Annotated in this window: 20 protein-coding genes; 14 read left to right on the forward strand and 6 right to left on the reverse strand. The window is 66.7% G+C overall.

Annotated features, from left to right (window positions below):
* Position 1 precedes the first annotated feature (1 nt).
* On the reverse strand, positions 2-862 hold the full coding sequence (locus ACEN8G_RS08090; protein WP_413418756.1) for a helix-turn-helix transcriptional regulator: 861 nt from the start codon (positions 860-862) through the stop codon (positions 2-4).
* A 93-nt stretch (positions 863-955) separates the two neighbouring features.
* Here ACEN8G_RS08090 and ACEN8G_RS08095 point away from each other — a divergent pair, with 93 nt between their 5' ends.
* Both ACEN8G_RS08095 and ACEN8G_RS08100 read left to right on the forward strand, forming a co-directional pair.
* Positions 956-1,849, forward strand: coding sequence for an SDR family oxidoreductase (locus tag ACEN8G_RS08095; RefSeq protein ID WP_413418754.1), 894 nt, complete (start codon positions 956-958; stop codon positions 1,847-1,849).
* A gap of 218 nt (positions 1,850-2,067) precedes the next feature.
* Positions 2,068-2,700: a peptidylprolyl isomerase gene (locus tag ACEN8G_RS08100; RefSeq protein WP_413415544.1), complete on the forward strand. Its 633-nt coding sequence runs from the start codon at positions 2,068-2,070 to the stop codon at positions 2,698-2,700.
* 539 nt (positions 2,701-3,239) lie between these two features.
* Here ACEN8G_RS08100 and ACEN8G_RS08105 read toward each other — a convergent pair.
* Positions 3,240-3,707, reverse strand: coding sequence for an Hsp20 family protein (locus tag ACEN8G_RS08105; RefSeq protein ID WP_307118886.1), 468 nt, complete (start codon positions 3,705-3,707; stop codon positions 3,240-3,242).
* Positions 3,708-3,959: 252 nt separating this feature from the next.
* Between ACEN8G_RS08105 and ACEN8G_RS08110 the strand changes: the two genes are divergently transcribed.
* Together ACEN8G_RS08110 and ACEN8G_RS08115 are read left to right on the forward strand one after the other, a co-directional pair.
* Complete coding sequence (locus ACEN8G_RS08110) at positions 3,960-6,458, forward strand: TonB-dependent receptor (protein WP_413415543.1); 2,499 nt, start codon at positions 3,960-3,962, stop codon at positions 6,456-6,458.
* Positions 6,459-6,633: 175 nt separating this feature from the next.
* Entirely contained in the window at positions 6,634-7,302 is a 669-nt protein-coding gene (locus ACEN8G_RS08115; protein WP_413740767.1) for a hypothetical protein, read from the forward strand.
* Here the strand turns inward: ACEN8G_RS08115 and ACEN8G_RS08120 are convergent.
* Entirely contained in the window at positions 7,296-8,105 is an 810-nt protein-coding gene (locus ACEN8G_RS08120) for a PAS domain-containing protein (RefSeq protein ID WP_413415541.1), read from the reverse strand. The genes ACEN8G_RS08115 and ACEN8G_RS08120 overlap by 7 nt on opposite strands.
* 376 nt (positions 8,106-8,481) lie before the next feature.
* Between ACEN8G_RS08120 and ACEN8G_RS08125 the strand changes: the two genes are divergently transcribed.
* The 7 genes from ACEN8G_RS08125 (at position 8,482) to ACEN8G_RS08155 (ending at position 14,311) form a co-directional block, all read left to right on the forward strand.
* On the forward strand, positions 8,482-8,931 hold the full coding sequence (locus ACEN8G_RS08125; RefSeq protein ID WP_413415540.1) for a TadE/TadG family type IV pilus assembly protein: 450 nt from the start codon (positions 8,482-8,484) through the stop codon (positions 8,929-8,931).
* Between the two features lie 8 nt (positions 8,932-8,939).
* Positions 8,940-10,586 carry a pilus assembly protein TadG-related protein gene (locus ACEN8G_RS08130; RefSeq protein WP_413415539.1) on the forward strand — a complete coding sequence of 549 codons (1,647 nt, stop codon included), beginning with the start codon at positions 8,940-8,942 and terminating at the stop codon, positions 10,584-10,586.
* Positions 10,587-10,609: 23 nt separating this feature from the next.
* Entirely contained in the window at positions 10,610-10,975 is a 366-nt protein-coding gene (locus ACEN8G_RS08135; RefSeq protein ID WP_413415538.1) for a PilZ domain-containing protein, read from the forward strand.
* Between the two features lie 349 nt (positions 10,976-11,324).
* The gene (locus ACEN8G_RS08140) at positions 11,325-12,575 is read left to right on the forward strand and encodes a lipoprotein-releasing ABC transporter permease subunit (RefSeq protein ID WP_413415545.1); all 1,251 of its coding nucleotides are present in this window, start codon (positions 11,325-11,327) and stop codon (positions 12,573-12,575) included.
* Positions 12,568-13,242 carry an ABC transporter ATP-binding protein gene (locus ACEN8G_RS08145; protein WP_413415537.1) on the forward strand — a complete coding sequence of 225 codons (675 nt, stop codon included), beginning with the start codon at positions 12,568-12,570 and terminating at the stop codon, positions 13,240-13,242. The genes ACEN8G_RS08140 and ACEN8G_RS08145 overlap by 8 nt, the downstream gene beginning before the upstream one ends.
* Positions 13,239-13,835 (forward strand): GNAT family N-acetyltransferase, encoded by a 597-nt coding sequence (locus ACEN8G_RS08150; protein WP_413415536.1) that lies wholly within the window; start codon positions 13,239-13,241, stop codon positions 13,833-13,835. Before ACEN8G_RS08145 ends, ACEN8G_RS08150 begins: the two co-directional genes overlap by 4 nt.
* Positions 13,832-14,311, forward strand: a complete 480-nt coding sequence (locus ACEN8G_RS08155) for a glutathione peroxidase (RefSeq protein WP_307118895.1) — start codon at positions 13,832-13,834, stop codon at positions 14,309-14,311. The genes ACEN8G_RS08150 and ACEN8G_RS08155 overlap by 4 nt, the downstream gene beginning before the upstream one ends.
* Here ACEN8G_RS08155 and ACEN8G_RS08160 read toward each other — a convergent pair.
* Together ACEN8G_RS08160 and ACEN8G_RS08165 are read right to left on the reverse strand one after the other, a co-directional pair.
* Entirely contained in the window at positions 14,268-14,714 is a 447-nt protein-coding gene (locus tag ACEN8G_RS08160) for a hypothetical protein (protein ID WP_413415535.1), read from the reverse strand. The two genes, ACEN8G_RS08155 and ACEN8G_RS08160, sit on opposite strands and share 44 nt — an antisense overlap.
* Positions 14,714-15,193 carry a hypothetical protein gene (locus tag ACEN8G_RS08165; RefSeq protein ID WP_413415534.1) on the reverse strand — a complete coding sequence of 160 codons (480 nt, stop codon included), beginning with the start codon at positions 15,191-15,193 and terminating at the stop codon, positions 14,714-14,716. The genes ACEN8G_RS08160 and ACEN8G_RS08165 overlap by 1 nt, the downstream gene beginning before the upstream one ends.
* A 274-nt stretch (positions 15,194-15,467) precedes the next feature.
* Here ACEN8G_RS08165 and ACEN8G_RS08170 point away from each other — a divergent pair, with 274 nt between their 5' ends.
* A complete protein-coding gene (locus ACEN8G_RS08170) occupies positions 15,468-16,715 on the forward strand; it encodes a hypothetical protein (protein ID WP_413415533.1) in 1,248 nt (415 codons plus the stop codon).
* Between the two features lie 74 nt (positions 16,716-16,789).
* Here ACEN8G_RS08170 and ACEN8G_RS08175 read toward each other — a convergent pair whose 3' ends face one another.
* Positions 16,790-17,251, reverse strand: coding sequence for an Lrp/AsnC family transcriptional regulator (locus ACEN8G_RS08175; RefSeq protein ID WP_307118898.1), 462 nt, complete (start codon positions 17,249-17,251; stop codon positions 16,790-16,792).
* Between the two features lie 181 nt (positions 17,252-17,432).
* Between ACEN8G_RS08175 and ACEN8G_RS08180 the strand changes: the two genes are divergently transcribed.
* Positions 17,433-19,688, forward strand: a complete 2,256-nt coding sequence (locus ACEN8G_RS08180; protein ID WP_413415532.1) for a sensor histidine kinase — start codon at positions 17,433-17,435, stop codon at positions 19,686-19,688.
* Positions 19,689-19,725: 37 nt separating this feature from the next.
* Positions 19,726-20,706 carry a polysaccharide deacetylase family protein gene (locus tag ACEN8G_RS08185; protein ID WP_413415531.1) on the forward strand — a complete coding sequence of 327 codons (981 nt, stop codon included), beginning with the start codon at positions 19,726-19,728 and terminating at the stop codon, positions 20,704-20,706.
* Positions 20,707-20,716 lie beyond the last annotated feature (10 nt).

Raw genomic sequence — 20,716 nt, forward strand, 5'->3', positions numbered from 1 at the left:
GCTACTGCACGAGATCCCGGCTTTCGCCGGGATGACGGTGAGAACCCGCCACCATCTCCCGGATCTTCGCCGCCACCTCGGGCGCCACCGGGTTGTAGATCATCATGTTGAGCTCCGGCCGGCCCTCCACCGCAAAGGTCGAGAATTCCAGCTCTATCGTGCCCAGCTCGGGATGCCGCAGCCTTTTCACCCCGTCGCCCTGCTGCCCGGCGACGTCGTTGTCGCGCCACAGCGCGTCGAACTCGGCGCTGGTCCGCGACAATTCCTCGACCAGCGCGCTGATCTCCTGCGATGCGCCCGCCCGCGTCACGTCCGCCCGGAACGAGGCGACGACGTAGCGCGCCACGCTCAGCCAGTCCTCCTGCGCCGCCTGCAGCCGCGAATCGGAGAACATCCGCCGCAGGATGTTGCGCTGCTCCACCGGCACCGCGCCATAATCGGTGAGCGCCACCGCCGCCGCCGCGTTCCAGGCGACCACGTCCCAGGTCGCGGTGCGGATCATCGCCGGCACCGGCATCGCGTCCAGGACGCGCTGCAAGCGCGGCGTGATCCCCTCGGCCCCGCGATAGCGCGCTTCCGGCGGGTGCCCGAAGGCGAGCATGTACATATGCTCGCGCTCGGGCTCGGTGAGCATCAGCCCCGAAGCGATCCGGTCGAGCACATCGGCCGAGGGCGCGCCGCCGCGGCCCTGCTCCAGCCAGGTATACCAGGTCGGGCTGATGTTCGATCGCTGCGCCACTTCCTCGCGCCGCAGGCCCGGGGTGCGCCGCCGCCCGCTTCCGAAGCCGAAACTGGCCGGATCGAGCCTTGTGCGCCGGTCGCGCAGGAACTTGCCGAGTGGGGTAGCGCTGTCCTGGGGCATAGCCTGTCAGTCTTTATACTAGGATAACGTCACTACTTTAACAGGAAATGGGCAAGGGCCACAACTGCTTCGAACAACCAACGGAGTATCCCCATGCGTGTCTTCCTCACCGGCGCCACCGGCTTCATCGGCTCGCGCATCGTCCCCGAGCTGCTGGCGGCAGGCCACCAGGTGCTCGGCCTCACCCGCTCCGATGCCGGCGCCGCCGCGCTCGCCGCCCAGGGTGCCGAGGCGCATCGCGGCACGCTCGAGGACCTCGAGTCGCTGCGCGCCGGAGCGGACGCCGCGGACGCGGTCATTCACACTGCCTTCGATCACGACTTCTCGAACTTCGTCGCCAATTGCGAGAAGGACGGCCGGGTGATCGTCGCGATGGGCGAGGCGCTCAAGGGCACGGGCCGCCCGCTGCTGATCACCTCGGGCACCGGCATGGGCAATGCCGTGCCCGGCCAGCCCGCCGACGAGGACGTCTTCGCCCGCGAGCATCCCAATCCTCGCATGATCTCCGAGCAGACCGGTCAGGCGCTGCTCGAGGCGGGCGTCGATGTCCGCGTGGTCCGGCTGCCCCAGGTTCATGACACGGCGAGGCAGGGCCTGATCACCCCCTATGTCGCCAATGCCCGCGAAAAGGGCCTGGCCGCCTATGTCGGCGACGGCGCCAACCGCTGGCCCGCCGCGCATGTCCTCGACGTGGCGAAGCTCTATGTCCTCGCGCTCGACCGGGGCGAGAAGGGCGCCCGCTACAATGCGGTGGCGGAAGAGGGGATCGCCGCGCGGGAGATCGCGGAGGTCGTCGGCGCCGGTATGAACATTCCCGTCCGCTCGCTCACGCCGGAGGAGGCAGGGGCGCATTTCGGCTGGCTCAACATCTTCATGGGCCTCGACATGCTGGCATCAAGCGCCAAGACCCGCGCCCGCCTGGGCTGGGAACCGGTGGGGCCGAGCCTGATCGAGGACCTGAAGCGAATGGACTATTCGGCTCTCTGAACACTCTGTCCGCCGAAGTTGGCACCTTTCTAAATTCCTCCCCCAGCTCGCTGGGGGAGGGGGACCGCGCCCGCAGGGCGGGGTGGAGGGGCGCGCCGGGTACCGGCGCTCCCGCGCCAGCCCCTCCACCACGCGACTGCGTCGCGCGGTCCCCCTCCCCGAGACAAGCTCGGGGAGGAATTGCGTTTCCCCACCCGCATCGACTAGCGGGATACCCCATGCGTACCCTGCTTGCCGTCCTCGCCCTCTTCCTCACCGCCGCCGCGCCGCCGCAGGAGCCTGCAACGGTCCGCGTCCGGATCGTCACGTCGGCGGGCAACATCACCGTCGCGCTCGATGCCAGGCGCGCCCCGAAGACGGTCGCCAACTTCATGGCCTATGTCGATGACGGCCGGCTCGAGGGCACCCAATTCTACCGCTCCGCCCGCCGCAAGGGGAACCCGGGCCAGGGCTTCGTCCAGGGCGGCATCGGCACCGATGCGCGGCGCATGCTGCCCTCCGTGCCGCTCGAATCGACCGCGCAGACCGGCATCCACCACCTCGACGGCACGATCTCGATGGCACACGGCCCCAACCCGGACGGCGCAAACTGCAACTTCTCGATCATGGTCGGTCCCAATCCCGGGCTCGACGCGCGCGGCCCGTTCAAGGGCTTCGCGGCGTTCGGCAAGGTGATCTCGGGGATGGACGTGGTGAAGCGCATGCTCGCCATGCCGACCGGTGGCGGCCGCGACGCGATGAAGGACCAGATGATCCTCAAGCCCGTCCAGATCCTCCGAGTCGAGCGCCTCGACGGCAAGGCCAAGCCCACCGGCTATGTGAAGCCCTGGCTGATCGGCCCGGCACGCTGAGGTCAGGCGGCGTCCTCGTCATCCCACGCCAAATAGCCGTCACCCGGCGCCCAAAGCCGTCTCCCGCCGCCCCTAACCGTCATCCCGGCGAAAGCCGGGATCTCGTGCGGCTCTTGTCCTGCGCCATCGCCTGAGATCCCGACTTTCGTCGGGATGACGGAGGGGCGCGCCTTATCGGCGGCGGTCTTCCGCTGCTGCTGGGCCCTCTCTCGCGTAGGTGGGGCTGTCCTACACTCCAATGTTCTGCTAATGTTCTAAGCAACTGCCGCAAGGCCGCTCTTTGAACCGGTGCAGAAAAGCGAAGCGCGAACTTCCGTGTCCGCGGGTGTCCGCTAGCGCGCCCTTCCGCTCTCCCCGGAGCGGAATGGAAACGCCGCGCAAAGGCAGGGACAGGCGTAAACACCGCCAACTTCCGCGTCCAATGCGTCCGCTCGCGTGCGAATCGTGCAGATACACAAAGGGCGCCCGAACCGAAGTTCAGGCGCCCCCCGCTGCGACGTCCAAAGGGAGGAAGACGTCGCAAGCCGTGGTGGGTCGGGTCAGGCCGCGTCGGCCTCGCGGTGCACGATCGGGGTCGGCTGCGTGCCGTTCACCGCGATCTTCTTGGGCTTCATCGCCTCGGGCACCTCGCGGACCAGCTCGATCACCAGCAGGCCGTCGGCAAGGTCGGCGCTCTCCACGCGGACGAAGTCGGCCAACTCGAAGCGGCGCTCGAAGCTGCGGGTGGCGATGCCCAGGTGCAGGTATGCGCCCTGGTTGTTCTCGTTCTCCTCGCGCTTCTTGCCGGCCACGAGCAGCAGGTTCTGCTGCGCGGTGATGTCGATCTCGTCAGCCTTGAAGCCGGCGACGGCGATCGTGATCCGGTAGCGGTCCTCGGCGACGCGCTCGAGGTTGAACGGGGGGTAATTCTCGGAAGCCTGGGCCCGGGCGCTGGCCTCGAGCAGGTCGAACAGCCGGTCGAACCCGATGGTCGAGCGGCGGAAGGGAGTGAAATCGAACTGGCGCATATCAAGACCTCTATTCTTGAGCGAATTGATCAACTTAACCGGCGCCCGGAGGTCCGCGACGCCGCGGTTTTCGCGGCCCTTCACGGCGCCGCTCAATTCAGATCGTGTTGGAGATTGCGGCTTTCAAGATGCGTCGAAACGGGGGCCGGAAGCGGCGATCAACCAGCGCTAGGCATGGCTAAACATCTCCTTGCTCGCTAATATCCACCAATTGAGTGGAGATTAAGCGCAACACGGCCAAAGGGGATGATGATGAGCCTTGCTTCGCTTTCGCTGCTACTTCTAGCCAGTACCGCGCCGGCACCTGCCGGGGCCCTGCGTGACGATCCGGTTGCCTCGACCTCCACCGACGATCAGCAGGCCAGGCCGGCCCAGCAGCAGAGCGGCAGCGGCGAGATCGTCGTCACCGCCCGCCGCCGCGAGGAGAGGGCGCAGGACGTGCCGATCGCCATCTCGGTGATCGGTGGCCCGACGATCGAGAACAGCGGCAACACCAACCTCAACCGGCTCCAGACCGCGCTGCCGGCGGTGCAGTTCTATTCGAGCAACCCGCGCAATTCCGCCATCAATATCCGTGGCCTGGGCGCGCCGTTCGGCCTCACCAACGACGGCATCGAGCAGGGCGTCGGCTTCTATCTCGACCAGGTCTATATCGGCCGCATCGGTGCCTCGACCTTCGACTTCGTCGATGTCGAGCGGGTCGAGGTACTGCGCGGGCCGCAGGGCACGCTCTATGGCAAGAACACCACGGCCGGCGCGATCAACATCACCACCCGCGCGCCCAGCTTCACCCCCGAGGCGAAGATCGAGTTCGGCATCGGCAGCTACGACCAGATCACCGCCAAGGCCTCGGTTTCGGGACCGCTCAGCGACAAGGTGGCGCTGCGCATCTCCAGCGCGCTGACCAGCCGCGAGGGCACGATCGAGAATGTCCGCACCGGCGAGGACCTGCACAAGCAGCGCACCAGCAGCTTCCGCGGCCAGCTCCTGTGGAAGGTGAACGACGATATCGACCTCACCTTCGCCGGTGACTGGAACCTCCAGAACCCGCTGTGCTGCGTGCAATATTATGCCCGGGTCGGCGCCACCCAGCGCCCGCTCACCCGTCAATATGCCGCGCTGGCGACGGCGCTCGGCTATGCGCCGCCGAGCACCGATCCGTTCGACCGCAAGACCGATCTCGATGCCGAGATCAACTCGCGCCAGGAGATCGGCGGCGCCTCGCTGGTCGCCAACTGGAACCTCGGCCCGGCGACGCTGACCTCGGTCACCGCCTGGCGCTATTGGGACTGGCAGCCGAAGAACGACCGCGATTTCATCGGCTTGCCGATCACCACCGTGTCGCAGAATCCGTCGCAGCAGAAGCAGTTCAGCCAGGAGCTGCGCCTCAGCTCGAACGGTGACGGCCGGCTCGACTATACGCTCGGCGCCTTCTTCTTCCACCAGACGATCGATACCCAGGGCTCGCAGGTCCAGGGTCCCGCGGCGAGCCGCTGGCTGCTCTCGGGCGGCGACGCGTCGAACCCGAATGTGCTGAACGGCCTGACCTCGACCAACACGATCAATTTCGACAACACCAGCTTCGCCTTGTTCGGCAAGCTCAACTGGGAGCCGGTCGACGGCTTCCACATCGCGCCGGGCCTGCGGCTGAACTACGACAAGAAGTCGGGCTATTACGACTCGGTCGTCAGCATCCACAATTCGCAGTTCAACTTCACGGCATCGGCCGACAATGTCGCCTCGCTGCTCGCGGCGGCCACGGCGACCAGCGCGGCTGCCCGCACGACCTTCCTCAACCAGACCAACACGCTGGCGCCGCAGCGCTACAGCCCGCGGTTCAGCGACTGGAACGCCTCGGGCGACATCACCGTGTCGTACGACTTCACCCCCGATATCCACGCCTATGCGACCTATGCGCGCAGCTTCAAGTCGGGCGGCATCAACCTCTCGGGCCTGCCGCTGAACTCGACCAATACCGGCGTCGATCTCAGCACCCAGACGGTGAAGCCGGAAAAGGTCAATCACTTCGAGATCGGCCTGAAGACCCAGTTCCTCGATCGGCGCCTGACCTTCAACGCGGCCGGCTTCTGGACCGAGATCACCGACTATCAGGCGACGGTGAACAACAACGCGATCAACGTGATCCGCGGCTATCTCGCCAATGCCGGCAAGGTCCGCTCTCGCGGTTTCGAATGGGACGCCTCCTTCCGCCCGAGCCGGCAGGCGAATTTCTACTTCAACGGCGCCTATACCGACGCGAAGTATGTCGACTTCAAGAACGCGCCTTGCCCGCCCGAGCTCTCCGGCGGCACCGCGCTGAGCGTCGATGCGAACGGCAATCTCAACGGCACGCCCTCGGCGCCCGGCACCCCGGGCGGCAACAGCCGGCCCTATTGCGACATCTCGGGCCAGGTGCTGCCGGGCATCTCCAAATGGTCGCTGAGCTGGGGCGGCGAGGTTCGCCAGCCGGTGGGCGATGGCGATGTCTATCTCGGCTATGACGGCAGCTGGCGCTCCAAATTCTCGTCCAACCCGTCGCAGTCAGCCTATACCTGGATCGACGCCTATTCGCTGTCGAACGTCCGGCTCGGCTGGAAGCGCGCCGATCTCAACATCTATGGCTGGGTCCGCAACGTCTTCGACAAGCAGTATTTCGAGCTGCTCTCGGTCCAGTCGGGCAGTACCGGCCTGATCGTCGGCCAGCCCGGAGACCCGAGAACCTATGGTCTGACGGTCAGCAAGACCTTCTGATCTTGACGAGACTGACCTCCTGCCATGGCCGGGGGAGGTTGGGGAAGGGAGGCGGCGCCCGCACCGCCTCCCTTCTTGTTGCAAGTTCATTCCGGATGATTTGAGAAGGTCTTAACCGACGCCCGCTATAGTTATCGCCTATAGTGGGAAGATGATGCGCGTGTCGTCGAGATCCATGCCGAGCTTCAGCAGTGCGGGCCTGCTCGCGGCGCTAGTCTCTGCCTGCCAGATCGTCGGCGGGCTGGTCTGGGTAAGCTCGCCGGCCTTCGCGGCGGGCGGCTATGCCAAGATCGCGCTGATCGCGTCGCTCTGCATCTCTGTGGTTGTTCTCTCGCGGCTGACCATCCCCAACGCCGTCCGTGCGGTGCTGGTGCTCGGCGTGATCGCGGTGCTGCTCGGCGTCGCGGTCCGCGGTGACGTCACCGGGGTGAAGCAGGTCAGCGACGTGGTTTCCTCCGTCGTGGGCCGGCGTCCTGTGGAAGTGCGGCTGCCGGAGGATCAGGAGGTCGGGGTCGCCCGATCGCGCTCCGCCGCTGCCGCCAGGGTTCAGCTCCAGCCGGGCGAGGGTGGGGACGGCGGCTGGGCCGCTCGCCTCAACGACGCCGCGCGCGTTCAGATCGATGGCGGCGCGCCGGCCGAGATCCACGGCAATGTCACGCTCGCGGGTGGCGATGCTGCCAGCCCGCGCATCGGCTGGGCGGTCACCTGGGCAGGCGTGACCCTGTCGTGCGGCAAGCTGAGCGCGGTCGCCACCCGGCCCGACGGCCTGACCCACCAGGTGATCGGGACGTTCAAGCGCTCGATAGCGCGCACCGCGACGCTGAAGCGCCCCTCCTGCTACTGAACGGTCTCGGCACCCGGATCGAGCGTGATGATCACGATCGCGCCGCCCACGGCATAGCCGCTGGCCAGCGGGGCGATCGAGATGCGTGCGCCGATCTCCTTCGCGCCGCCGCACAATAGCCGCGCGTCGAATGCCTCCGCTTCGGAGCGACCGCTCAGCACCTGCTCGACCGCATCGCGTGCCGCGGGCCGGTCGGGTACGGCGATAAGGTCGGCAAAGCGCAGGCCGAGGATGCGCTCGCGCGGCAGCCCGACCAGCTTGGCGAACTCGGCCTCGGCCATCGACACCGTGCCGCGCACGCTGAGGCGGATCACTTCGATCCGTCCATGCGCGACACGCGCCTTCTCGAGCGCGGTCTGCTCGGCGAGGCGTGCCTCTTCGTCACCCTCGTAGTTGACCCGCACGAGAAGGGCGATGCCCTCTATCCAGGGAACGGCACGGACCCGTAGCCGGGTGCCATTCTCTTCGTCCAGCGTCAGGTCGAACTGCGCCTGCTCGCCGCTGCGCAATACATGGCGCAGGCTGGAAAGCACGGTGGCATGGGTGGAGGAGGGCAATGCGTCGGTTATCGGCGATCCGACCAGCGCGCTTTGCCGCTGACCCAGGATCAGTGCCGCTGCGCTGGAGACGTCGGTGATCTTGAGTTCCGGGTCGATGACGAGCAGCCCGCCGTCCATATGCTCGACCAGAAACTGATATTCGAGTTCGCGGTGACTGCCGTCCCGTTCCCCCGCATGTTCCGCATCCCAGCTTTCGGCTGCCAGCAGTACGTAGCGCGGGCGCCCGTGATAAGTGATCGTCACAGGGCCGTGCGCGGCGCGATCCTGCCAATATGCAAAATTGCGCGTAAGTTCAGCGGATGAAACGGTTTGTGCTGATGGGCGCTGCATAATTGTAACCCCCTGGTTGCTTTCGGGCATCATCAATTGTTGTTTGCGACCCTGAAGTGAACCATGAGAATTTTGCAAATTATTCAATTTGATCAGAACATGAAGGATATCACGGGATTAACGCAAATCAAGTTGGCGTTGATCGAGAATGGATTTAAAAATCAAAAGGATCGCTGCGCCGAGGGACTCCTCGGTCGGGAATGCGGCAGATAAAGTTTACTGAAAATACGGAAATCCTACTTTCGCACATGGGAGCATTTTGGAAGCTATCCTGTGCGAAGAAACGCACATGTATCCGCGTCTTCTCTTGCTGCCCCACAGGGCGCGTCCCGCCGGTCCCCGGCTGTGGCGAGACAGGCGCGGTGCGGCTGCGATCGAGATGGCCTTCTCGCTCCCCATTCTTCTGATGCTGATCTGCGGCATCGTCACCTATGGCGGGTGGTTCCTCTGCGCCAACAGCGTGCAGCAGGCAGCGAACGAGGCGGCGCGTGCCGCGGTCGGCGGGCTCGATCCCACCGAGCGCGCCACGCTGGCCCGCACCGCGCTGGACGCCAATCTGCGCAAGACCGGCACGCTCAAGTCCGAGCATATGAACACGCTGGTCGACGATGACGGCCATACGCTGACGGTGCACCTCTCCTACGACGCGTCGAGCGATCCGCTGCTTTCGATCAAGCTGGTACCCCTGCCCAGCAAGGTGATCGAGCGCAGCGCGACGGTGGTGATTTCGGCTCCATGAGGCGCGTGATGGCTTTGCTGTCCTTCCTCCATGCCCTCGGGGCCGATCGCCGCGGCAACATCACCATGATCTTCGCCGGCGGGCTCGTGATGCTGGCGGGATCGGCGGCATTCGCGGTCGATACCGGCTCGCTCTATCTGGAGAAAAGGCGGCTGCAGGGCGTGGCGGACGCGGCGGCGCTCAGCGCGGCGAACAGCCAGGCGGCGGATGCCGCGGCCCGCACGGCGATGACGGCGAACGGCGCCGATGACGCCAGCATCGAGAAGCTCGAGCGGGGCAGCTATTCGCCGGACAGCTCGGTGGCCCATTCCGCGCGCTTCGTGGCCTCGGGCAGTGACGGCAATGCCGTGCGGCTGATCATGGGGCGGGACGTGCCGCTGTTCTTCGGGCGGTTCCTCACCGGGCGGACGACGGCGCGTGTCTCCGTGACCGCGATGGCGGCGCGGGTGGATCTCGCTTCCTTCTCGATCGGCTCGCGCCTGGCATCGGTGAGCGGCGGGCTGCCGGGGCAGCTGCTCTCGGGGCTGGCAGGAACCGAGCTGAACCTCAATGTGATGGATGCGCAGGGACTGGTGAACGCCGATCTCGACGTCCTGGCCTTTGCCGATGCGCTGCGTACCCAGGCCAACCTCCAGGGGCTCACCTTCGGCGAGACGCTCGCCAGCAACATCACCCTTCCCAAGGCGCTGAACGCAATGGCGGCGGCGACGGGGAGCTCGAGCGCGCAATCGGCCTTGCGCGCGATGGCGATGCGGGTGCCGCCGGTCACCGTTCAGCTTTCCAGGCTGATCGATCTGGGGCCGCTGGCGGGGGAGAGCAGCACCGATCCGTCGCGACCGATCAAGGCGGACTCCTATGCCCTGGTGCGCGAGATGCTGCAGATCGCCACCGGCAAGCGTCAGGTCGATCTGGATCTGGCGGCGGGGGTGCCCGGCGTGGCCGCGACCAAGGTGACGCTGGCGATCGGCGAGCGGCCGGCGCAGTCGCCCTGGCTTGCCGTTGCCAAGGACCGCAGCGTCAAGGTGCGCACCGCGCAGACCCGGCTCTATGTCGATGCCAAGGTCGGCGGCTCGGGGCTCCTCGGTCTGGCCTCGGTCCATTTGCCGTTGTTCGTCGAGCTGGCCAATGCCGAGGCTTCGCTCCGCAGCATCTCCTGTCCAACGCCATCGACGGCTACGGTCAGCCTCGACGTGACCACGGCTGCCGGGCAGGTGGCGATCGGCGATGTCGACACGGCTGCGCTGGGGAATTTCAACGCCGCGATCACGCCGAAGCGCACGACTTTGGTGAAGGTCGCGCTCCTCGCCGAGGTGACCGGCCAGTCGCATATCGGACTTGGCGGAGCCGGAGCGCAGCGCGCCACCTTCACCGCGCAGGAGATCGCAGCGGGCAAGGCGCACACGGTGTCGACCAACGATCTGAGCCAGGGCGTGGCGGCGTCGCTGATCCGCAACATGGACCTCCAGGCCAATGCGCTGGGGCTGGGGGTCAATCTTTCGCTGGTGACGTCGACCGTCGGCACGGTGCTGCAAGGGGTCGCGGCGCCGCTCGATTCGGTGCTTTCGGATCTGACGGGGCTGCTGGGAGTGAATGTCGGGCAGGCGGATGTTCGGGTGAACGGGCTGCGCTGCGGCAAGCCGATTTTGGTGGGGTAGGGGATTAGCGTTGGGGTTGGGGAATGCGTGGCGATCGTAGAGGATTGAAGATTACCCAGGGTGTGGACCGGCGCGAGGCTATGCGCTGGCCGGTATCCCTGGCGGCGAGCGTGAAGGAATCGCGCCTGTGTTTCCAGAATGTCCGGCTGGTCGAGATCTCGCGGGCAGGCTGCCGGATCGAGACCGGCTTCCTGCTCCCGCCGGGCATGGAGACGGTGCTTCGGCTGTCCGGGTTCAAGGCGCTGAACGCGACGGTGGTGTGGAGCAATCGCGAGGCGGCGGGGTTGCGCTTTGCGGCGCCGCTGCATCCGGGCGTGGTGACGCACCTGATGAGCCTGCCCTCGACGCAGGAACTGGCCGAGTATCGCCCGCTCTCGGCGCCGCGCTGAAAAGCGGAAATCCGGAAGCTAGAAACGGCAAACGCCCGGACCGTTTCCGATCCGGGCGCCTGCGTGACGAATGCTCGTCAGCCCCCTTTGTCAGGCCCAGCCCGCACACTCGCACTTGCCTACGAGCGGGGCTTGGAGCCTCCCCGAACCACGGCCTTTCGCCTGCGCTTCGACGAGAGTTTTGCTAGGCGCACGGGCCGGCTTTGTCACTGGCATTACAAGGGGTAGACGCAGTTTGGTGCCACCCTGTGTTGAATCGGCAACATAAAGGTTGGCAGTAGGAATTCGCGGTCATCTGCCCTAGATCGGGTGCCGAGCTGATTTCTGGGTGAGTGCCAAGACCCGCATGCTGCTAATTTCACGTTACGAGCGGATGATCGCCCGCCGCTATCTCCTGCCCGGGCGGAGCGAGGCGTTCATCGCCGTCGTCGCCGGGTTCAGCCTTGTCGCCGTCATGCTCGGCGTCGCCGCGCTTATCGTGGTGATGAGCGTCATGAACGGCTTCCGCGCCGAGCTTTTCAACAAGATCACCGGGCTCAACGGCCATGCCGTGGTCCAGGGCTATGGCGGCCAGTTGCGCAACTGGCGCGAGGTGCTGGAGGAGGCGCGCAAGACGCCGGGCGTCACCAGTGCCACCCCGCTGATCGAGCAGCCGCTCTTCGCCACCTATAATGGCCGGGCCGAGGCCCTCCAGCTGCGCGGCATGCGGATGGAGGACATCCTCAGCAACCCGACGCTCAAGGGCAAGGAGATCATCGGTTCGCTCAAGAGCCTGAAGCCCGGCGGCGAGCAGGTGGCGATCGGGTCGCGGCTGGCGGAATCGCTCGGCGCGACCGTGGGCAGCGAGATCTCGATCCTCAATCCCGCCGGCGCCGCGACGCCCTTCGGCACGATGCCGCGCATCGTGAAGTACAAGGTGGCGGTGATCTTCGAGGTCGGCGTCTATGATTATGACAAGGTCTTCGCGATCATGCCGATCGAGGATGCGCAGACGCTGCTGCTGCTCGGCGACGGCGTCTCGATGATCGAGCTGGAGACCAGCAATCCGGACAAGGTCGGCGATATCCTCCAGCCGCTCGTCGACAAGGTCAGCCAGGTCGGCCAGATCACCGACTGGCGAACGATGAACTCCGAGCTTTTCGAGGCGCTGGCGGTGGACCGCACCGTCTCCTTCACCATCCTCTCGATCATCCTGGTGGTTGCGGCCTTCAACATCGTCTCGTCGCTGATCATGCTGGTGCGCGCCAAGACGCGCGACATCGCCGTGCTGCGTACCATGGGCGCGACCCGCGGCGGGCTGATGCGCATCTTCGTCACCGTGGGCACCACGATCGGCGCGCTCGGCGTCGCGGCGGGCGGAGTGCTCGGCTTCCTGTTCATCACCTTCCGCGAGGGGGTGGTGAAGTTCATCGGGCTGGTCACCGGCCAGAATATCTGGGATCCGCAGATGCGCTTCCTTACCGAACTGCCGGCCAAGACCGACCCGTTCCAGACGATCGGCATCTGCGTGATGGCGCTGATCTTCTGCTTCCTCGCCACGCTCTATCCGGCCTGGAAGGCCGCCAATACCGATCCGGTCCAGGTGCTGCGCTATGAGTGAGGCTGTTCTCCAGACGCGCGGTCTCAAGCGCAGCTTCAGCCAGGGCGGCGAGACCATCGAGGTGCTGCGCGGCGTCGATCTCGACGTGCAGCCGGGCGAGATCGTCGCCTTGTTGGGCCCATCCGGCTCGGGCAAGTCGACCCTGCTCCAGGCGGTTGGCCTGCTCGAAGGCGGGTTCGGGGGTTCCATCCGCATCGCCGGCAAGGAGGCTGCACAGCTCGACAGCCCGGGCCGGACCGCGGTGCGCCGCGATCATCTGGGCTTCGTCTACCAGTTCCATCACCTGCTGCCCGACTTCAGCGCGCTCGAGAATGTCGTGCTGCCGCAGATGATCCATGGCGCGCTGCGTACCGATGCCGACAAGCGCGCGGAGGAGCTGCTCACCGCGCTCGGCCTCGGCCACCGGCTGACGCATCGGCCCAGCCAGCTTTCGGGCGGCGAGCAGCAGCGTGTCGCCGTCGCCCGTGCGCTCGCCAACAAGCCGGCGCTGGTGCTGGCCGACGAGCCGACCGGCAATCTGGACGAGCTGACCTCGGACAAGGTGCTCGCCGAATTCCTCGGCCTGGTCCGCACCCAGGGCTCGGCCGCGCTGATCGCCACGCATAACGAGCGGCTCGCGGCGCGGATGGACCGGGTGGTGCGGCTGCACGAAGGGCACCTCGAGTGAACCCGTGGCGTGATGTCCCAACGCTATCGGGCCGCCACGTTACCCTTCGGCCCATGACGCGCGCGGATCGTGCCGATCTGCTCGAGGCTTTCGAGGGACTCCGCCAGCTCTTCCACACCACCGTGCCCGATGATGCGAACATCGATGCATGGATGGACCGGATCGAGAACGACGTGGCGGCGGGCCGCGGCCTGCCCTTCACCGTGCTGGACGCCAGCGGCCGCGTCTCGGGCGTCACGCGCTTCCTGCGGATGAGCAAGGGGCATCGCCGGGTCGAGATCGGCGGCACGCTCTACGCGCCGCGCGTCCAGCGTACCGGGCTCAACACCGAGGCCAAGTACATGCTGCTTCGCCATGCCTTCGAGGCGCTGGAGGTGAACTGCGTCCAGATCCGCACCGATTTCCTCAACCAGGCCTCGCGTCGCGCGATCGAGCGGCTAGGTGCGCGCCTCGACGGCGTGCTGCGCGGCCATCTGATCCTGAACGGCCACATGCGCGACAGCGTGGTCTATTCGATCCTCGCGCACGAGTGGCCCGGGGTTCGCCGCAATATCGAGCTGCTGATGGCGCGGTACGAAGGAGAGGGCGCATGACCGCGATCACCGACATTCCCGTGACTCGGGCTGGCGGCGAGCAGGCCACGCTCGCCGATCATGCCGGCGAGGTGCTGCTCATCGTCAACACTGCCTCCAAATGCGGCTTCACCCCGCAATATGCCGGGCTCGAAGCGCTGCACCGCAAGTACAAGGATCGCGGCTTCTCGGTCCTCGCCTTCCCGTGCAACCAGTTCGGCGCGCAGGAGCCCGGCGATGCCGCGGAGATCGCGAACTTCTGCTCGCTCACCTATGACGTGACCTTCCCGGTCTACGCCAAGATCGACGTCAACGGCGCCGATGCCGCGCCCTTGTTCGAGGCGCTGAAAAAGGCGGCGCCGGGCGTGCTCGGCTCGAAGGGGATCAAGTGGAACTTCACCAAGTTCCTGGTCGATCGGAACGGCAATCCGGTCGAGCGGTTCGCGCCGACGACTAGCCCCGACGCGATCGGCCCTGAGATCGAGAAGTTGCTCTAGCGGGCAGCTGCACCGATTGCGGCGCCGCAGGGCGGGCCGGGCGGTGCAGGCGCTCGAAGATGCTGTCCAGCACGAAGCGACCGGTGAGCTCGATCAACGCGCTGCGATGCGGCCGGGCGCGGCGCTGGCCGCGCGTCTGCGCGGGCGCCGGGTTGCGTAGCCCGTGCCGGCGCGGTGCGGGAGACGATGCCATGCGCGCAGCCACGGCCGAGGCACTGTACCCCAGGTCGCGCCGACGCCAGTCGATTTCCTCGCCGGCAGGAACTTCGCTCCATGCCTCTGCACCGATCTCGCGCCACAGGTCCTTGCCGCAGCGCATGCACATCGCGAATTCGCTGTCACCTTCCCGAAGGCGGTTCGGCATCGCCGCATGCTCGAGCAGGCGGCAGCGTAGCGAACGCATCAGAAGCGGGCCGGGCGGTAGCGGCGGGAGCCGCCACGCGGGGGATGCCGATAGGTCACCGCCGGGAATTCATACGTTCCGGCGCTTACGCCGTTCTGGGCGGCGGCAAGCTGCGGATTCCAGATCTCGAACCGATCGCCAGCTCCGACGACAAGCGCGACGCTTTCGATCCGGCCATGCTGGCGCATGCCGGCGGGAAGGGTGAGTCCGCGCGCATTGCGCGGCTCCATCTCGACCATGCCAAGCACGCGGCGCATGCCGGCGTCCGTCGCCTGCGCGTCCATGCCGGAGCGGGTGCGGATTTCCTGCAGGTCGGCGCGGGCATAGCCGACCAGGCACTGGTCGCGTTCATGTGCGGAAAGAACCAGGGGTTCGTCAGTGGCGGGCAGGCCCAGTGCCTGGGCCGTGCTCTCGGTCAGCAGCAGATTTCCATCCGCATCAACCTCGCAAAGCGCACATCCGCGAAACAGCGACCCCATTTTTTGCCCCTTCAACGCAACGATTTACCCGAACTTTCCACAAACTTATGCACAGGGTTAACGCACATCAACCAAAATGTATGCGATAAGGTGGTTAACGCGCGCGATGGGTTGCTGAAACACTTCCTTACGAGCGGGGCGGGAGCCGCTCTGTTAAAGGCGGGTTCATCGCATAACCGGCATCGGCAGCCGTGATCGGCTTGAACGGTGCGTTTCGGGCAACTAGAGGTGCGCCGAAAGCCCCCGCTCTTTCCCCGTCTATGGAGAGTTTCGCATGAACTTCGCTTCCAAGCTCGCGCTGGCCGCCGTGCTGTCGCTGGGCACCACTGCGCTTACCGTGGCACCCGCCGCCGCGCAGAAGAAGGACGACAAGAAGGCAGATCCCAACGCGCTCAAGGTGAGCGACGAATTCCGCAAGCCGGCAGCCGTGGCCGAGGCCGCGGTCAAGGCCAAGGACTGGGCCACCGCCGAGCCGTCGATCGTCACCGCGGAAGCCGCGGCCAAGAATGACGACGAGAAATATTATGCGGCCTGGCTGCGTCTCCAGCTCGAGCTGTCGCGCGGCAACGAGAATGCCCAGATCCCGGCGCTCCAGATTCTCTCGGTCAACCCGCGCACGGCGCCGGATGCGAAGAATGCCTATAACGCACGCCTGAACTTCCTGCTCGGCAAGGCTGCGGCGTCGCAGAAGAAGCATGCCGAGGTCATCACCTACATGGCGAAGGCGCGCGAGCTCGGCGAGAAGAACCTCGACATCCCGCTGATGATGGCGAACGCCTATGCCGCTACCGGCAAGAACGTCGAGGCTGCGGCCGAAGCGCGCAACGCGATCGAAGCCGCCAAGGCCACCGGCCAGAAGGCGCCGGAAGCTTGGTATCAGTTCGCCATCCCGAAGGCGATCGCCACCGGCAACCGCGAGACCTCCTATGACTGGCTGGCCTATTACCTGAAGGACTATCCGACGGTGAAGAACTGGCGCTGGGCGATCGAGGTCCTGGGCCAGGGCGCCAAGGGCACCGACCGCGCCGCCAAGACCGAGCGCATCGATCTCTATCGTCTCCGCCGGATCACCAACTCGCTGGCCGATCGCGGCGACTATGCTGACTACGCCTATGCCGCCCAGTCCTCGGGCCTGCCTTGGGAAGCGCTCTCGGTGATCGAAGAGGGCCGCAAGAACGGCAAGCTGCCCACGACCGATCCGGATGGCAACCGTACCTACACGGCGGCCCAGGCCGGGGTGAAGAGCAGCCCGGCGCTCGCCACGCTGGCTTCGCAGGGCGGCGCCGGCAATGCCGACGCGCTGCTGGCCGCCGGCGACAACGAGAACGCGCTCAAGCTCTATGACGCGGCGCTCGCCAAGGGCGGCGACGCCAATGAGATCAACCTGCACCGCGGCATCGCGCTCCAGCGCCTGGGCCGCAAGGACGAGGCCAAGACGGCGTTCCAGGCGGTGAAGACCGGCCCGTTCGTCAATGTCGCGCTGCTCTGGCAGGTCTCGCTCGACACGCCGCCGCTCAGCTGAGCGCGGCTTCGAGCCTGAAAAAGAAAGGGGCGGCTTTCGGGCCGCCCCTTTTCGTTTCTTCCGCCTCGGAGGGATCAGGCGACCGGGACGCCCGGCAATGCCTTGGAGGTGCGGATGGTGAGCGAAGTCTTCACATGCTCGACATTCGGCGCCGGCGTCAGGCGCGTCGTCAGGATGTGCTGGAAGCTCTGCAGGTCCGGGGCGACGATCTTGAGGATGAAGTCGATCTCGCCATTGAGCATGTGGCATTCGCGGACTTCGGGAATGTCGGCGACCATCTGCTCGAAGGCGCGCAAATCTGCTTCCGCCTGACTCTTCAGGCTGACCATCGCGAATACGGTGAGGTTGTAGCCGAGCGCAGCCGGATCGAGCGCGGCGTGATAGCCGGTGATCGCCCCCTGCTGCTCCAGCGCGCGCACGCGCCGCAGGCACGGCGGCGCGGTCAGCCCAACGCGTTCGGCTAGTTCGACATTGGTCATCCGGCCATTATCCTGCAGCAGGCCTAGGATCCGTACGTCGATGTCGTCGAATCGCATTTATGTTCCTTCTTTCTTTTGATTCGTTTCCGTGTGTTGCGTTTAGACATAATATTATTACGCCGCAACGCAATTGTCCCACAATGCGACGTGCCGAAATGGACAGTTCCGAAGGGGCGTTCGGCGAGTTAAGGAATCGTTACGGCGTGCGTTGCTACGCCGGGTAAAGGGTAGGCACGCGTTGCGCTTTGACGACACTCTGGAGACCGTACTCGCGTCCGATCTGGGCACGCCGTACGGCGTCCAGTCGGCGTGGCGGCAGCTGGTCGATCTGATCGGCCGGCGCCGGGCGACCGCGGGTGCCCGGGCGATGGGCGTGCTCCGCTCGATTCGCGATTCGGTGCCCCTGGCGGTCCGCGCCGCCAGTGCCCGCGCGCTCGAATATGCCGATCCGCCGCCGCCGCTCGTCCGCCTGTTCGCGCTCGATGAGCTGCAGGTGGCGCTGCCCGTGCTGCGCAGCGCCCGGATGAACTCGGCCGAGTGGATCCAGCTCTTGCCCGAACTGGCGCCCGCAGGCCGCGCGGTGCTGCGCAATCGCCGCGACCTGAGTCCGGTGGTGCGCCGCGCGCTGGAAAGCTTCGGACCGATCGACTTCGTCCTGCCCGACGAGACGGTGAAGGAAGCTCCCGCGGAAGTGGCGCTGCCCGAGCCCGAGGCAGCGATAGCTGAGCAAGCCGTCGAGGCGATCGCAATCGACTGGGCCGATGTCGTCGATGCGCATCCGGCCGAGATCGAGGCGGCGGAACCCGAAGTTGAACCAGAGCCCGAGCCGGCCGCGGAAGTGCCCGAGCCCGAGCTCGAACCTGCGCTGGCGGCCGAGGCAGCGGAAAAGCCCCTCATCTATTGGAGCGCCACGACCCCGCAGCAGGTGCCCGTGCGCGAGGCGAGTCTTTCCGCGCTGCTCGCCCGGTTGCCCGATCCCGCCCTGGCGGCCGAACTGACCGAAGAGGTTGCGCTCAACGGTTTCGAGTCGGTTGATGCGGAGCTGGCGGAGGCCCCCGAAGCGGTCGCCGAGCTGGAGACTGCGCTGGCTCCAGCAATTGTGCCGCACGGGGTTCCCGACATCGAGGATTTCTCCTTCGTCGCGCTCGCCGGCCTCGCGCCGTCGCTGAGTGGTGGGGCAGTGCAAGAGGGTGAGAGCCGGACAAATCCGCTCCGCCCGGTCCAATCCGGGACAGACGAGTCACCCTCCGGTATCGAACCAATTGCGCCACCGGAGTCCGGGGCGCAGGGTCCGGTCATGGAGTATAGTGACAGCCTGGTCGCAGAAGCGCGGCAGATCGCGGCAGAAGCCGTGGGCGACGATGACGGCACCTTCGAGATCGCCGATGTCGTCGCGCGGATCGACGCGTTCTGGCGGCATCGCGAGGAAACCGGTCCGAAGGAGCCGGCGCCGCTGCGCCCGGCCGACGATTTCCGCTTCGAGACCGATGCCAAGGGCATGATCCGCTGGGTCGAGGGTGTCAGCCGCGCGCCGCTGGTCGGCGTGTCGCTCGACAGCCAGGCGGCTCCCGGGGCGCCGGACAGCTCGCGTGTCGATGGCGTCGCCGCCGGCGCCTTCCGCCGTCGGGCCGGCTTCTCCAATGCCCGGCTTTCGGTGGAGGGCGAATCCGACGCCGCAGGCGACTGGTTGATTTCCGCCATCCCGGTCTTCGATCCCGGCAATGGCCGCTTCACCGGCTATCGCGGTACCGCCCGCCGCCCGCGTGTCGACGAGCGCGCCGAGCCGGTGCGCATCGCCGCCGGCCCGGCCATGCCTGCGGATTCGCTGCGCCAGCTCGTCCATGAGCTGCGCACGCCGACCAATGCGATCGCCGGCTTTGCCGAGATGATCGAGGCGCAGATGCTGGGCCCGGTGGGAGACGCCTATCGCGACCGTGCCCAGGTGATCCGTTCGCAGGCGCGCGAGCTGCTCGGGGCGATCGACGATCTCGATCTCGCCGCGCGGATCGACAGCGCCGCGCTTTCACTCGTCCCCGGCCAGATCGCCCTGCGCCCGGTGCTGGCCTCGATCGTCGACGATCTCGCGCCGCTCGCCGAGCTGCGCGGCTCGGTGATCGCGCTGCCGATTGCCGACCTGTCGGTCACCGGCGACCGCCGCGCGGTCGAGCGGCTGCTCGCGCGCCTGCTCGCTACGCTCGTCTCGGCCAGCGGGCAGGGTGAGCGGATTGGCGTGCACATGGCGCCGGAGGGAACGGACGTCGTGGCGATCACCATCGACCGGCCCCAGGCGCTTGCCGACTACCCGGGCGATTCGGTGCTCGACATCGACGACGAGCGCGAGGATGCGACCCTGCTCGGCACCGGTTTCGCGCTCCGCCTCGCGCGCAATCTCTCCCGCGAGCTGGGCGGCGCGCTCGTCATCGGCCGGGAAAACTTGACTTTGCGGCTGCCGGCCGCCGTAAACGAGCAGGTGGGCCAGGCACATCTGAGCTGAAGTGGGGGACGGGGCCTCAGGTCGCCGCGGTTATCGCGTGCCTGCGCCCGAGCCTGGCGCGCGCGTCGATTGGCCGGACGATTTCGGCACCCGCTTCACGATCTTCGTCGATACCGAGGAAGAGTTCGACTGGGGCGCGCCGCTCCGCGCCGATGCGGACGGCACGCGCCACATGGCCGCGCTGCCGCCGGTCCATGCGCGCTTCGCTGCGGCGGGCGTGGCGGTCACCTATCTGGCGGACTATCCGATCGCGACCTCGCGCCTCGCGGTGGAGGTGCTGCGCGAGGTGGTGCAGGACGGCCGCTCGGCGATCGGCACGCAGCTCCATCCCTGGGTCAATCCTCCGCACGAGGAGGAAGTGAACGGCTTCAACAGCTTCACCGGCAATTTGCCGCTCGCATTGCAGCGGGCCAAGCTGGCGGCGCTCACCGATGCGGTGACGCGGATCGCCGGCAAGCGGCCGCTGGTCTATCGTGCCGGGCGCTATGGCATCGGGCCCGATACGCCGGCGCTGCTCGCCGGGCTCGGCTACCGGATCGATAGCTCGATGCGCTCGGCCTATGATTATTCGGATGAGGGCGGGCCCGATTTCTCGGCGGTTCCCAATCACGGCTTCCGCCTCGGCGAGTTGGTCGAACTGCCCTTCACCACGGTGTTCACCGGCCGCCTGCGGAGGGGCGGGGCAGGGCTGCACCGGAGCCTGGCCCGGCTACCCAAGGGGATCGGCATCGCCGCGCGCCTCAAGCTGCTCTCACGGGTCGCATTGACCCCCGAAGACATGCCGTTGCACGAAGCGCAGGAGGCAATCCGTATCGCGGTGGGCGAGGGCCTGCGCCTCCTCAACTTCGCCTTCCACTCGCCTTCGGTCGAGCCCGGCCACACGCCCTATGTCCGCACCCGGGCGGATCTCGCTGCGTTCCTGCATTGGTGGGACGAGGTGCTCCTGCTGCTCGACAAGCTGGGCGTACGCTCGGCATCTGTGGATGAGATCGTCGCGGCGGCTTGCGGGCTGGCCTGACCTTCCGCTA

It is taken from the genome of Sphingomonas sp. Sphisp66 (assembly GCF_047324325.1).
Lineage (GTDB): Bacteria > Pseudomonadota > Alphaproteobacteria > Sphingomonadales > Sphingomonadaceae > Sphingomonas.

Bases quoted from the DNA above. Each gene is read 5' to 3' on its own strand.
- ACEN8G_RS08090 (WP_413418756.1), bottom strand. From the start codon at position 862: ATGCCCCAGGACAGCGCTACCCCACTCGGCAAGTTCCTGCGCGACCGG.
- ACEN8G_RS08095 (WP_413418754.1), top strand. From the start codon at position 956: ATGCGTGTCTTCCTCACCGGCGCCACCGGCTTCATCGGCTCGCGCATC.
- ACEN8G_RS08100 (WP_413415544.1), top strand. From the start codon at position 2,068: ATGCGTACCCTGCTTGCCGTCCTCGCCCTCTTCCTCACCGCCGCCGCG.
- ACEN8G_RS08105 (WP_307118886.1), bottom strand. From the start codon at position 3,707: ATGCGCCAGTTCGATTTCACTCCCTTCCGCCGCTCGACCATCGGGTTC.
- ACEN8G_RS08110 (WP_413415543.1), top strand. From the start codon at position 3,960: ATGAGCCTTGCTTCGCTTTCGCTGCTACTTCTAGCCAGTACCGCGCCG.
- ACEN8G_RS08115 (WP_413740767.1), top strand. From the start codon at position 6,634: ATGCCGAGCTTCAGCAGTGCGGGCCTGCTCGCGGCGCTAGTCTCTGCC.
- ACEN8G_RS08125 (WP_413415540.1), top strand. From the start codon at position 8,482: ATGTATCCGCGTCTTCTCTTGCTGCCCCACAGGGCGCGTCCCGCCGGT.
- ACEN8G_RS08130 (WP_413415539.1), top strand. From the start codon at position 8,940: ATGGCTTTGCTGTCCTTCCTCCATGCCCTCGGGGCCGATCGCCGCGGC.
- ACEN8G_RS08135 (WP_413415538.1), top strand. From the start codon at position 10,610: ATGCGTGGCGATCGTAGAGGATTGAAGATTACCCAGGGTGTGGACCGG.
- ACEN8G_RS08145 (WP_413415537.1), top strand. From the start codon at position 12,568: ATGAGTGAGGCTGTTCTCCAGACGCGCGGTCTCAAGCGCAGCTTCAGC.
- ACEN8G_RS08155 (WP_307118895.1), top strand. From the start codon at position 13,832: ATGACCGCGATCACCGACATTCCCGTGACTCGGGCTGGCGGCGAGCAG.
- ACEN8G_RS08160 (WP_413415535.1), bottom strand. From the start codon at position 14,714: ATGCGTTCGCTACGCTGCCGCCTGCTCGAGCATGCGGCGATGCCGAAC.
- ACEN8G_RS08165 (WP_413415534.1), bottom strand. From the start codon at position 15,193: ATGGGGTCGCTGTTTCGCGGATGTGCGCTTTGCGAGGTTGATGCGGAT.
- ACEN8G_RS08170 (WP_413415533.1), top strand. From the start codon at position 15,468: ATGAACTTCGCTTCCAAGCTCGCGCTGGCCGCCGTGCTGTCGCTGGGC.
- ACEN8G_RS08175 (WP_307118898.1), bottom strand. From the start codon at position 17,251: ATGCGATTCGACGACATCGACGTACGGATCCTAGGCCTGCTGCAGGAT.